Origin of the sequence: Buchnera aphidicola (Kaburagia rhusicola ensigallis), from assembly GCA_039830025.1 — a bacterium.
In the GTDB taxonomy this organism is placed as follows: domain Bacteria; phylum Pseudomonadota; class Gammaproteobacteria; order Enterobacterales; family Enterobacteriaceae; genus Buchnera_B; species Buchnera_B aphidicola_AW.
In genome coordinates this window covers 390273-403824 of record CP140040.1, presented here as the reverse complement: position 1 = coordinate 403824, position 13552 = coordinate 390273, and the positions used below count along the sequence as shown (strand labels likewise).

Sequence of the window (13552 nt, the reverse complement as noted above, 5' to 3'; positions counted from 1 at the left end):
TTATTAGCTAGATTTGTTTTTAACCTTTTATTTGAGTAGTTTATGTTATAATGTTATGAGTTAGTATATCAATTTTTTTATTTTTTATCTTAATTACGAATATTTTATATAATATTTAGAGAAGATTTTATGTATAATTTTTTTTTGGGAATTTTTGTTTTTGTTTCTTTTTGCCTTGTTTTTTTAATTATGATACAAAATGGAAAAAATAGTGATGTAAATGCTGGTTTTAATTTAATAAAATCAAAACAAACGATTACTTTTTGTAATAATAGTATGTTAATACGTATTACTGGTGTTTTTGCTTTTTTGTTTTTTTTAATTAGTTTAATAATATGCAATATCAGTTATAATAATGTACTTTAGTTATTCTTAAGATATACGTATTTATAGTCTTATATTTTTATTAATTGGCCGAGGTGGTGGAATTGGTAGACACGCTATCTTGAGGGGGTAGTACTTTTTAGTATACGGGTTCAAGTCCCGTCCTCGGTAATTCTAATGTTATTTTTTAATTTCTTTTTGTAAATTGATTTTAATATAATAAAATCCCCGAAAAGTTCGGGGATTTTATTATATTAAAATCAATTTACAAAAAGAAATTAAAAAATAACATTAGAATAATTGGCAATGTTTTAAAATTAAAATCTATTTTACTAAAAAATTCAATCTTTTTTAATTCATCGATTTTAATTTATTATTAATATTTTGATAAAATACGTATATTTCTACTTCTAAGATACTTATAATAAAGTAACGTAAACTCCACAATGTCATTTGTATAATTTAAGGTAAACTAAGATGAATAAAGAAATCTTAGCTGTTGTGGAAGCTGTTTCTAATGAAAAATCTCTACCTCGAACAAAAATTTTTGAAGCGTTAGAGAGTGCATTAGCAATTGCAACTAAAAAAAAATATGATCAAGATGTTGATGTTCGGGTAAAAATTAATAGAAAAGACGGAAGTTTTGAAACATTTCGACGTTGGTTAGTGGTACATGAAGTGTCATTTCCAACGAGAGAAATCACATTTGAAGCTGCTCAATTTGAAAATAATTTAATAAAAATTAATGACTATATAGAAGATAAAATAAAATCAGTTACATTTGATAGAATAACCACTCAAACAGCAAAACAAGTTATTGTACAAAAAGTACGAGAAGCTGAAAGAGCAATGATTGTAGATCAATTTCGAAATCATTTTGGAGAAATTGTTACAGGAATAGTAAAAAAAATTAATAGAGATAGTATTACTTTGGATTTAGGAAATAATGCTGAAGCGTTAATTTTAAAAGAAGATATGCTTCCAAGAGAAAATTTTAGATTAGGTGATCGAATAAGAGGTGTTCTTTATGCTATTTATCCTGAAGCACGAGGTATACAATTATTTGTCAGTAGATCTAAACCTGAAATGTTAATTGAATTATTTAAAATTGAAGTCCCAGAAATAGGAGAAGAAATAATTGAAATTAAAGCAGCAGCTCGTGATCCAGGATCTAGAGCCAAAATCGCAGTAAAAAGCAATGATAAAAGAACTGATCCAGTAGGTGCTTGTGTTGGAATGAGAGGAGCTAGAGTACAAGCAGTATCTAGCGAATTATGTGGTGAACGTATCGACATTGTATTATGGGATAAAAATGCAGCTCAATTTGTTATTAATTCTATGGCTCCGGCTGATGTTGCTTCTATTGTAGTTGATGAAGAAAGTCATACGATGGACATTTCTGTAGATCCTAGAAATCTAGCACAAGCTATTGGGAGAAATGGTCAAAATGTGCGATTAGCTTCTCAACTAAGTGGTTGGGAAATTAATGTTATGACCATTGATGATTTAAAAATAAAGCATCAAAAAGAGGCAGACAAAATTTTAAATATTTTTAAAAAATATTTAAATATAGATGAGAAAATATTGAAAATTTTAATTCAAGAAGGATTTTCTTCAATAGAAGAATTAGTATATATTCCGTTCGAAGAGTTACTTCATGTTAATAACATAAATGAAACGTTAGCTCTATTAATTCGAATGGAAGCAGAAAAAGCTTTAACCACAATTGAAAAAGAAAATGAAAAAAGATTAGAAGATAAAAAACCTAAACAGGAATTATTGAATTTAAAAGGAATGAATTCGAAAATAGCTTTAAAATTAGTACAAAAAAATATTTATAATTTAGAAGAATTAGCTGATCAGGGAGTAGATGATTTAATTGATATTGAAGAACTCAACATTAATACAGCTGGTGATTTGATTATGGCGGCACGTAATATATGTTGGTTTGGTGAAAAGACCTAAGTAGGAAAAATGTAATTATGGAAATAAATATAAAAATATTAGCTGAAGAAATGAATATTTCAATAGAAGATTTAGTAAAAAAATGTATTAGTGCGGGTATCTTAAAACAAGAATATAATTACATTAATGATCATGAAAAAAAAATTTTAGATAAATATTTAAAAAGTACTAGTACTATATTAAAAAATACATTAACTTTAAAAAGAAAAACTAGAAGTACATTGAATATATCTAATGTAGGAGGAAAAAATAAATATGTTCAAGTTGAAATTAGAAAGAAAAAAACATATATAAAGCCTCAACAAGAGTTTAAACATGATATTTTTAAGAAAATTAATTTTTTTTCAAAAAAAAATAATGATAATACACTACTAACAACAGGAAAAAAAGATGACAGCACAATTCATTCTCACAAAAGTTCTACTAAAAATAGTAGTATTCTTAATAATTTAAAATTAAATTTAAAATCTAATGATATTAGAAGAAAAATTAATAATTTTTCTCGTAATGCAGTTAATAAAAATCATTTTTCTAAGACAGTAATATCAAAACATGCTCCAGATATCAAACGGTCTACATTTGAAAATAAAAAAACTAATAAAGAACAAAAGAGAAATCAAATTCAATCAATTATTAATTATGATAAATATCATGTTGCTAACATGATACGTTCTAGTTACTCTCATAGCAATAATGATAGTATAGAAATAAAAAGTAAATCTAATAATAAACATACAAAACGTTTGCGTCATAAAAAAAAGATTTATCGAGTAGATTTAAAAAATTCTACTGATATAGAACACAATAATAGAAGTTATCCAAGTAGCATCTTACGACAAGTTTTTCAAAAACCATCTTGTATAATTAATCGAGATATAATAATTAATAATGCGATGACAGTATCTGAATTAGCAAATAAAATGGCAGTTAAATGTTCTGAATTGATTAAAATTATGATGAAATTAGGTTATGCGGTAACTATCAATCAAAATTTAGATCAAGATATAGCACAATTAGTTGCAGAAGAAATGGGCCATAAAGTAACTATACATCAAGATGATTCGTTAGAACAAAAAATTATGAGAAATCGTAATGTTAGCAATACCGTTTTAAAGATTCGCCCTCCTATAGTAACTGTTATGGGTCATGTAGATCATGGAAAAACTTCATTATTAGATTACATTAAATTAACTAAAATTGCCTCTCAAGAAGCTGGTGGAATCACTCAACATATAGGTGCATATTGCATTGAAATAGAACGTAAAATTATTACATTTTTAGATACACCTGGTCATGCAGCGTTTACTGCAATGAGAGCTCGTGGAGCTAAAATTACTGATATAGTGATTTTAGTTATAGCTGCTGATGATGGAGTTAAACCTCAAACAATAGAAGCTATACAACATGCTCAAGCAGCATCAGTTCCAATTATAGTGGCCATTAACAAAATAGATAAATTAAATTCAGAACCAGATAAAATTAAAAATGAATTGACGAAATATAATATCGTTCCAGAAGAATGGGGCGGCAATAATATTTTTGTACATATTTCAGCTAAAACAGGACAAGGTATAAATCATTTATTAAAGTCTATTTTAGTACAAGCTGAGATGTTGGAATTAAAAGCCTCTTCTTCTGGAATGGCTACAGGTTTAGTAATTGAATCATTTTTAGATAAAGGACAAGGCCCAATTGCTACGATATTAATACAAGAAGGAGTATTAAATAAAGGTGATGTAGTATTATGTGGATTAGAATATGGGAAAATTCGTGCTATAAAAAATTCTTTAGAACAAGAAATTGAATTTGCTGGTCCTTCCATTCCAGTAAAAGTATTAGGTTTATCAGGAATTCCTATATCTGGGGATACAATAATTGTTGTTAGAAACGAAAAAGAAGCTCGCGCAGTTTCTTTACATCGTCAAGAAAAATTTAGAGAAAAAAAGTTATCTAAAAAAACAATATATAATGTATCTAATATTTTTGAAAAAGTAAAAAAAGATAATGAATTAGAGTTAAATATTGTTTTAAAATCTGATGTTCAAGGTTCATTAGAAGCTATTTCTGATGCTTTACATTCATTGTCTAATAATAATGTAAAAATAAAAATTATAGGAAAAGGAGTAGGTAACATTACAGAAACTGATGTATCTCTTGCTATTGCTTCAAAAGCGATGATTATAGGTTTTAACGTTAAATCAGATTTGTCTGTTAAGCAAATGGTTTTCAAAGAAAACGTAGATTTACGTTATTATTCGGTAATATATCACATTATTGATGAAATAAAAAATTCTATATATGGTATGACTATTCCTAAATATAAACAAGAAATAGTAGGATTAGCAGAAGTAAGAAATGTATTTAAATCTCCAAAGTTTGGAAGCATAGCTGGATGTATGGTTATTGAAGGTATAGTAAAACGTAATGATTGCGTTCGAATATTAAGACAAAATAAAGCAATTTATACTGGAGAATTAGAATCGTTGAGAAGATTCAAAGAAGACGTGCATGAAGTAAGAAACGGAGTAGAATGTGGTATTGGAATAAAAAATTATAATGATATTTGTATTAACGATTTAATTGAAGCGTTTCAAAAACTTAAAATTAAGTAAGTTAAAATACAAATTTATTCTTGTTATTCTGTTTATGCAAATGATTGGAGAATTTTCTAGATGGTACAATCTAACCGTTTTTTTCGTGTATCAAGAGAATTGCAGAAAGAAATATCATGGATTATTTGTCATTCGCTATCCGATCCTAGTTTGAAAGCTATAATAACGGTGTTGGAAGTTCAGACTTCTTGTGATTTTAATTATTCTAAAATATATGTTAGCGTATTTGACAATAATAAAATATTATCTCCAAAAAATGTCGTGTTAACATTGCAAAAATCTTCATCTTACATAAGATATTTATTAGCAAAGAAAGTTCGTTTGCGAATCATTCCTAAATTACATTTTATTTATGATAACTCATTAATTAAAGGTATCAAATTAAGTAAGTTAATAAGTAGATCTTTTAAAAAATAATTTAATAAACAAGGATAGTTAAATGTTTTTTCGTGAATTTAAAATAATTAATGGTATATTATTAATTGATAAACCACGAGGGTTTTCTTCTAATAATATTTTGCAAAAAGTAAAAAAAATATTACATATAAAAAAAGCAGGGCATACGGGATCATTAGATCCTATTGCAACAGGAATGTTGCCTATTTGTTGTGGAAAAGCAACAAAATTTTCTCAATTTTTACTTAATTCTAACAAACATTATCGAGTAATTGCTCGCCTTGGATACACTACAAATACATCTGATTCTGAAGGTAAAACTATTAAAATTAGAAAAGTAAATTGCACATTAACGAAAATAATTGAAGTTTTAAACTCTTTTCAAGGTGATATTTATCAAATTCCTCCTATGTATTCTGCAATCAAATATCATGGTCAATCGCTATATAAATATGCTAGAAAAGGTATTACTGTACCAAGAGTGCGTAGAAAGATTACTATTTATAAATTACGGTATATTAACTATTATGATTATTTTCTAGAATTAGACGTTACATGTTCTAAAGGAACTTATATTAGAACTTTAATAGAAGATATAGGAGAGAATTTAGGATGTGGTGCACATGTGATCAAATTACATAGAGTTCAAGTGGGTAATTATCCAATCTCTAAAATGATAACTATGAGTCAATTAAACAAATTACATGAACACGATAGTATGCAGTTTTTTTCGAAAAGTTTATCTCAATTTTTAATGCCTTTAGATACCCCTGTTTTAAATTTTCCAGAAATAAATTTATCTATTGAAAAAGCAAGCAAAATAAAACAGGGTAATAAAATAAGAGTTATTTGTCATCTAAACAGTAAATTTTTTCGTATTACAGAAGGACAAAATAAAAATTTTATTGGAATAGGGAAAATAAATAATATTAATGAATTATTGCCTTATCGTATTATTTGATTATATCGTCTATGAATAAGTTATTTGCTATAAAAATTATATGATAGTACCATAAATAAAATGTTTTTAAGATTTGTATTAGTTATTTATTTTATATTTGCAACATAAAGATGGAGTGTAACAAAATGTCTTTAAACATTGTTAAAAAAAATACATTTATTTCACAATTTGGTGTTCATAAAAACGATAGTGGTCGATCTGAAGTACAAATTGCTTTGTTAACGAATAAAATCAATTGTTTACAAAAACATTTTTCTATTCATAAAAAAGATTATTGTAGTAGACGTGGATTACTCAATATGGTATCACATCGTAAAAAATTATTACATTATTTAAAAAATAAAAATATATTACGTTATACTAACATAATTGATCAATTACAATTACGTCGTTAACTAACAAATTGAAGTATATTATTTATAATTTATACATTAAAGTTACTAAAAATGTTATACCCTAAAAAGGTAGTTTTCTCTATTTTTAAAAAACTGTGAAATGTGTATTAATTCACTTAATTATTATACTTTATGCATAAAGTATGTTTATTATTTTTTAATAATTTTTTCATTTATTTATTAAAATTTTTATATTTCTATTTCAAGAAAATAAAATGCTGCGAATATTAATTCATATTTAATAAACATGTCAATTATAATATATTAAGGATGCTATTTTGCTAAATCCTATTGTACGTAAATTTCAATATGGTCAACATACTGTAACATTAGAAACAGGTTTAATAGCAAGACAAGCTACTGCAGCTGTTATGGTTAGTATGGATGATACTACAGTACTAGTAACTGTTGTTGGTCAAAAGAAACCGTTATTGGAGCAGAAATTTTTTCCTCTAACGGTTAACTATCAAGAAAGAACATATGCTGCAGGACGTATACCTGGTGGATTTTTTCGTCGTGAAGGTAGGCCAAGTGAAAATGAAATATTAATTGCGCGTTTGATTGATCGTCCAATTCGTCCTCTATTTCCAAAAAGATTTTTTAATGAAATACAGATTATTGCAACAGTTATTTCACTCAATCCCCAAGTTAATCCTGATATAGTTGCAATGATTGGAGCATCTGCGGCGTTAAGTATATCCGGATTGCCATTTTCTGGACCTATCGGGGCTGCTAGAATTGGTTATATACATAATAAATACATATTAAATCCCAATATTGATCAAATGAAATATAGTACGTTAGATTTAATAATATCTGGAACAAAAGATTCAATTTTAATGGTCGAAGCTGAAGCAAATATTTTATCTGAAAGTGAAATAATGAAAGCAATTACTTTTGGGCATCAACAACAACAAATAGTGATTCATAATATCTTTCGTTTAATGCATGATGTTAATATACCGAATTGGGAGAATTTTTTATGTCCTATAAACGATTATTTACGATCTCGAGTTGGTGATCTAGTTAAAGATCATATAAATAATGCATATGATATTTTTGATAAAAAAGAACGGTTAAAAAAATTAAAAGAAATTAAATCTAATTTGACATCTAATTTGATCAGTGAACACTTAATTTCAGATGAATTAGAAATAGAATCAATATTTTCTGACTTCGAAAAAGATATTATTCGAACACGTATTTTACGAGATGAATTAAGGATAGATGGTCGGAAAAAAGATACGGTGCGTAAGTTAGATATCCGAACAGGAGTTCTTCCTAGAGTTCATGGATCGGCATTGTTTACCAGAGGTGAAACGCAATCTTTAGTATCAGTAACTTTGGGAACATCTCGTGACGCACAAAACGTAGACGAATTGTTAGGTGATAGAACGGAAAATTTTTTGTTTCATTATAATTTTCCTCCTTATTCTGTAGGAGAAATAGGTATTGTAGGGTCTCCTAAACGTCGTGAGATAGGGCATGGGAAATTAGCAAAACGTAGCATATTAGCTGTTATGCCAGATTTAGAAACATTTCCTTATACAATACGTATTGTATCTGAAATTACTGAATCTAATGGTTCTTCTTCTATGGCTTCAGTATGTGGAGCTTCTTTAGCTCTTATGGATGCTGGAGTTCCAATATCTGAAGCTGTAGCAGGAATAGCTATGGGATTAGTTAAAGAAGGGGATAAATTTGTAATACTATCTGATATTTTAGGAGATGAAGATCACCTAGGAGATATGGATTTCAAAGTAGCTGGTAGCGAAAATGGCATTACTTCTCTGCAAATGGATATGAAAATTGAACATGTAACCAATAAAATTATAAAATTAGCTTTATATCAAGCTAAGATAGCTCGACTTCATATTTTAAGTGTTATGAAAAAATCTTTACAATTTCCGAGAAAAGATATTTCTGAATTTGCACCTAGAATTCATACTATTCAAATTAATCCTGATAAGATAAAAGATGTAATAGGAAAAGGTGGTTCGGTTATTCGTATGCTAACCGAAGAAACAGGTACTACTATTGAAATTGAAGATAATGGGATTATTAAAATTTCTGCTATGATACAGGAAAAAGCTAAAAATGCTATTCGCAGAATTCAAGAAATTACAGCTGAGATTAAAGTAGGCAAAGTTTATAGTGGTAAAGTAACACGCATTGTTGATTTTGGTGCATTCGTTTCTATTGGAATAGGTAAAGAAGGATTAGTTCATATTTCGCAAATTTCAAGTAAACGAATAGGAAAAGTAGCAGATTATTTACACTTAGATCAACAAGTATTTGTAAAAGTATTAGAGATAGATAGACAAGGCAGATTACGACTAAGCATTAAAGAAAACAAATAAACTTTATATTAAATTTTAGTATATAAACAAATCGTCCATATTATAAAATATATACAATACAATATATTTTAAGATCAATACTGGATATATATACTAAAAACTTGCTAGAATTATATATTTTGGTAATACTTTATTTAAAAAATTAATACTTTAATATTTAATTTATATCAATGTTTAGTATTTAAAAATTAGTTTAATAAACATTTTTATATTTTTTAAAAATATTCATCTCATAATTATTGTTAGATTTTAAATTTTTTAATTTTTTATAATTTTAAATATATGTTGTAGTATAAAACACATTTAAACATTCAATAAAATTCATATCTCATTTTTTATATGTAATAAGTTCGTATTTAACAAAAATATATAATTTTAAAAAAATTTTATATAATACGACAAAAAATAATTTTATTATTAAACTCTTATAGAGTATGAGTGTTTTTTCAAATTATCTATTTTGAGCCGGTTAACATTGTCCAATGAAAAATAAAAAGAGATTTTTATTATAAGTAATGTAAACTGGCTGCTGTAACTTAAGAGGCATACATATTTACATGATTTACACTTATAAAACAACATTTTCCAAGTTAGGTTTGAATTCGTCTATTTTAAATGCATTAAATGATATGGGATATATAGATCCCTCACCTATTCAGTCTGCATGCATTCCTTATCTTTTACAGGGCAAAGACGTCTTAGGAATGGCACAAACAGGCAGTGGAAAAACTGCTGCATTTGCATTACCTTTATTAAATAATGTAAAGTTAAATTTAAAATATCCACAAATTTTAGTTTTAACACCTACTCGCGAATTAGCAGTACAAGTTGCTAAAGCATTTTCGAATTTTTCAAAAAATTTAATCGGAATACATGTATTAGCATTGTACGGTGGTCAAAGATACGATGTACAGTTAAAAATTTTACGTCAAGGACCTCAAATTGTTGTAGGAACTCCAGGACGTTTACTTGATCATTTAAAAAGAGGAACATTAAATTTATCTAATTTAAGTGGTTTGGTATTAGACGAAGCTGATGAAATGTTAAGAATGGGGTTTATAGAAGATGTAGAAACGATTATGACTAAAATTCCAGATAAGCATCAAACAGCTTTGTTTTCCGCAACCATGCCAGATGTTATTCGAAGAATTTCTAAAAGATTTATGCATAATCCAAAAGAAATAAAAATTCAGTCTAACACTATTACACGCCCTGATATACACCAAAGTTTTTGGATAGTTTATGGAAAAAAAACTGATGCATTAGTTCGCTTTTTAGAAGCAGAAGACTTTTCCGCTACTATTATATTTGTGCGTACTAAAAATGCAACATTAGAAGTATCTGAGGCTTTAGAACGCAATGGTTATAGTAGTGCTGCATTGAATGGTGATATGAATCAATCACTGCGAGAACAAACATTAGAGAAATTGAAAGACGGAAGATTAGATATATTAATTGCTACAGATGTTGCTGCGCGTGGTTTAGATGTTGATCGCATTAGCTTAGTGATTAATTACGATATTCCTATGGATGCAGAATCATATATCCATCGAATTGGTCGTACAGGTCGTGCAGGAAGAAAAGGAAAAGCATTATTGTTTGTTGAAAATCGCGAACGACGTTTATTAAGAAATATTGAACGTATAATGCAACTCACTATGAGAGAAGTTACATTACCAAAAATCGAATTATTAAGTAAACGACGATTAGAAAAATTTTCTAAAAAAGTTCAATCACAATTAGAAAGTGAAGATTTAAATCAGTATCGTGATCTATTGTCTAAATTACAACTTACAGAAAAGTTAGATATAGAACTATTAGCAGCAGCATTGTTAAAAATGGCGCAGGGAGAACGTCCTTTGATCATAAAACCAGATTTAGTACGTTCTAATCGACATGTAAACGTAAGGGATACTCATCGATTTCATGACAAAATAAATAATGTTCGTCCTCGACGTGATAGTAAAGACGGTAAAAATATGGATTTATATCGTGTTGAAATAGGTCGTAACGATGGTGTAGAAGTTCGCCATATAGTCGGAGCTATTGCTAATGAAGGAAATATTAGTAGTAAAAACATTGGAAATATTAGATTGTTTTCAACATACTCTACTGTTGAGTTACCAATAGGATTATCTAAAAACTTATCAAAATTGTTTATTAATACTAAAGTACTTAATAAACCAATCAATATAAGATTACTATATAATTCAAATTTTAAAAATAGTTATCGATTCAATAATCATAAAAAAAATTATAATAATGAACGTTTAAATTTTAAAAAAACGATGGAAATAAAACGAAATATTAAAAGTACTCGCAAAGAAGGTAATACTTTAACTTCTTATCGTCGCAAACACGTTTAATTTATTGTTTATGATGTTATTTCTATAGTTAATATAAGAATATAAAGTTATATGTTATCTACCATATAATGTTTAATGAACAATAATAAAATGAGTATAAAAGGTTATTTTAAGAACATATTTTAAATATTGGTTATTAATTGAATGAAATTGTATTATGAGTTTTACATTTCATGCACGGTTATTTTTTTAAAATATTAATAATTCCAATATAAGGCAAAGGAATAAATTCTTTGCCTTGTAAATTTACATTTAAATGTATTATGATTTTTTATAAGCAATAACTTCAATTTCAATTAAAGCATTTTGAGGTAATTTAGATACTTCGATACAAGATCTGGTTGGAAAATAAGTAGAATATTTTAAAAAAAATTTTTTATATATCTCGTTGACAATATCTAATTTTTTCAAATTAGTTATGAATATAGTAGTTTTTACGATGTTTTCAATATTTGTCTTAGCTTTTTTTAAAATTAACTTAATATTATTTAATATCTCTTGAGTTTGAATAACAATATTATTGCTACTATTATTTAAATCTATGGCATTAGAAATTTGTCCAGATACAAAAATTAAGTTTTCTATCTGTATTGCTGTTGTATAAGGACCAATAGGATTAATTATTTTTTTTGTGTCGATCATAATTTTCATAAATTACATTGTCTCTATAAACATTAGTTTGAAAATGAATATTATTAGTTATATGTAAAATTGTAAATAACATGATTATTTGCATGGATTTTTTAAAATAATGTTTTTTTGAAATTCTTTTTCGCAATATTTGCATATTAAATACATATCATTATTTTTTTTAAACGTAAAACTAGAAGCAATTTCTATATCATTACTAACACAATTACTATTTGGACATACTAATATTTTATCTATACTGCTAGGTACAATAGGAAAAATTTTTTCTACCAGTTTATATTTGTTAATATAGTTTACTGTAGCATGTGGAGCATAAATGGATAATTGATTTATTTGATGATCTGTTAAAAATATGTTTTCTATTTTTATTAAATCTTTTTTTATTAATTTTCTTGAAGGTAAATTTAATCCTATAGTAATTCTTTGTTCTATTTCTGTAAATCTAAATAACGTAAGTAATTTAAATCCAATTTGAGCTGGAATATGATCAATCACACTACCGCAATTAATAGCTTCTACTTTTAATTTTTTAATTTGATTCATATATATCCTTTCTTAATACTAACGCTAATAATGCTTGTCGTGTATACACTCCATTCTTGGCTTGTTGAAAATACCAAGCATACGGTGTTTGATCTACATCTTTAGATATTTCGTTTATGCGAGGTAATGGATGTAAAATTTTAAGATTTTTTTTTGCGTATCTTAAATCTATGGCTTTTAAGACGCATCGTTCTTTGACATTGACATATTCAGTAGGTTCGAATCTTTCTTTTTGAATACGTGTAATATATAAAATGTCTACTTTAGAAATAATTTTTTTTATGTTATCGTATTGATTCCAAACAATATTTTTTTCATATAACATATTATTAATGTAATTCGGCATGGTTAATTCATCAGGTGAAATGAAGAAAAAACGATTATTTTTAAATTTTGACAAAGCTTGAGCTAAAGAGTGCACTGTTCTGCCATATTTTAAGTCACCAACCATTCCTATATTTAAGTTGTGTAATTTTTTTTGAGTTTCTTTAATAGTAAATAAATCTAACAGTGTTTGAGTGGGATGTTGATTGGAGCCATCTCCAGCATTTATAATAGGAATATTATTAGAATATTCAGATGCAAGACGAGCTGCTCCTTCTTTAGGATGTCGAATAATAATTAAATCAACATAAGTACTAATAACTGAAATAGTATCTGATAAATTTTCTCCTTTTTTTCCAAAAGAAATATTATTTCCATCAGAAAAACCAATTATTGATGCACCTAATCTAAGTATTGCAGTTTCAAAAGACAATCGTGTTCGAGTAGAAGCTTCGAAAAAACAAATAGCAATAATTTTATTTTTTAGTATTTTTAAATGATTTTTTTTTTAAGAATACTAGCAACATGTAAAATTAATTCTAATTCTTGCTTAGTTAAATCATTAATAGATATAATATTTTTTAAATATAAAGAATGATTCATATTAATTTTCCTTATTTTTAAATAAACACAAGTGCATGTTTAATGTTATACA

At 26.7% G+C, this 13552-nt stretch carries 10 protein-coding genes, 1 tRNA gene and 1 pseudogene; 9 read left to right on the top strand and 3 right to left on the bottom strand.

Features of this window, described 5'->3' with window-relative positions; genetic code table 11:
• The first annotated feature begins 129 nt into the window (after positions 1-129).
• The 9 genes from secG to U0T55_01710 all read left to right on the top strand — a co-directional run bounded on the left by secG (position 130) and on the right by U0T55_01710 (position 11379).
• Positions 130-366, top strand: a complete 237-nt coding sequence (gene secG, locus U0T55_01750; protein XBC42644.1) for a preprotein translocase subunit SecG — start codon at positions 130-132, stop codon at positions 364-366.
• A 47-nt stretch (positions 367-413) separates the two neighbouring features.
• A tRNA-Leu gene (locus tag U0T55_01745) sits at positions 414-495 on the top strand.
• Between the two features lie 306 nt (positions 496-801).
• Positions 802-2289, top strand: coding sequence for a transcription termination factor NusA (nusA, locus tag U0T55_01740; protein ID XBC42643.1), 1488 nt, complete (start codon positions 802-804; stop codon positions 2287-2289).
• A 14-nt stretch (positions 2290-2303) separates the two neighbouring features.
• Complete coding sequence (infB, locus tag U0T55_01735) at positions 2304-4901, top strand: translation initiation factor IF-2 (GenBank protein XBC43069.1); 2598 nt, start codon at positions 2304-2306, stop codon at positions 4899-4901.
• A gap of 60 nt (positions 4902-4961) precedes the next feature.
• Positions 4962-5318 carry a 30S ribosome-binding factor RbfA gene (gene rbfA / locus U0T55_01730; GenBank protein ID XBC42642.1) on the top strand — a complete coding sequence of 119 codons (357 nt, stop codon included), beginning with the start codon at positions 4962-4964 and terminating at the stop codon, positions 5316-5318.
• A gap of 22 nt (positions 5319-5340) precedes the next feature.
• On the top strand, positions 5341-6258 hold the full coding sequence (gene truB, locus U0T55_01725) for a tRNA pseudouridine(55) synthase TruB (GenBank protein ID XBC42641.1): 918 nt from the start codon (positions 5341-5343) through the stop codon (positions 6256-6258).
• Between the two features lie 125 nt (positions 6259-6383).
• On the top strand, positions 6384-6653 hold the full coding sequence (rpsO, locus tag U0T55_01720; GenBank protein XBC42640.1) for a 30S ribosomal protein S15: 270 nt from the start codon (positions 6384-6386) through the stop codon (positions 6651-6653).
• A 278-nt stretch (positions 6654-6931) separates the two neighbouring features.
• Positions 6932-9013: a polyribonucleotide nucleotidyltransferase gene (gene pnp, locus U0T55_01715; GenBank protein ID XBC42639.1), complete on the top strand. Its 2082-nt coding sequence runs from the start codon at positions 6932-6934 to the stop codon at positions 9011-9013.
• Between the two features lie 560 nt (positions 9014-9573).
• A complete protein-coding gene (locus tag U0T55_01710) occupies positions 9574-11379 on the top strand; it encodes a DEAD/DEAH box helicase (protein XBC43068.1) in 1806 nt (601 codons plus the stop codon).
• Between the two features lie 261 nt (positions 11380-11640).
• Here the strand turns inward: U0T55_01710 and U0T55_01705 are convergent, their stop codons facing one another.
• The 3 genes and pseudogenes from U0T55_01705 to pyrB form a co-directional block, all read right to left on the bottom strand.
• Positions 11641-12030: a RidA family protein gene (locus U0T55_01705; protein ID XBC42638.1), complete on the bottom strand. Its 390-nt coding sequence runs from the start codon at positions 12028-12030 to the stop codon at positions 11641-11643.
• Positions 12031-12105: 75 nt separating this feature from the next.
• Positions 12106-12573 carry an aspartate carbamoyltransferase regulatory subunit gene (gene pyrI, locus U0T55_01700; protein XBC42637.1) on the bottom strand — a complete coding sequence of 156 codons (468 nt, stop codon included), beginning with the start codon at positions 12571-12573 and terminating at the stop codon, positions 12106-12108.
• A pseudogene (pyrB, locus tag U0T55_01695) lies at positions 12560-13500 on the bottom strand (aspartate carbamoyltransferase). The gene pyrI and the pseudogene pyrB overlap by 14 nt, the downstream one beginning before the upstream one ends.
• Between the last annotated feature and the right edge of the window lie 52 nt (positions 13501-13552).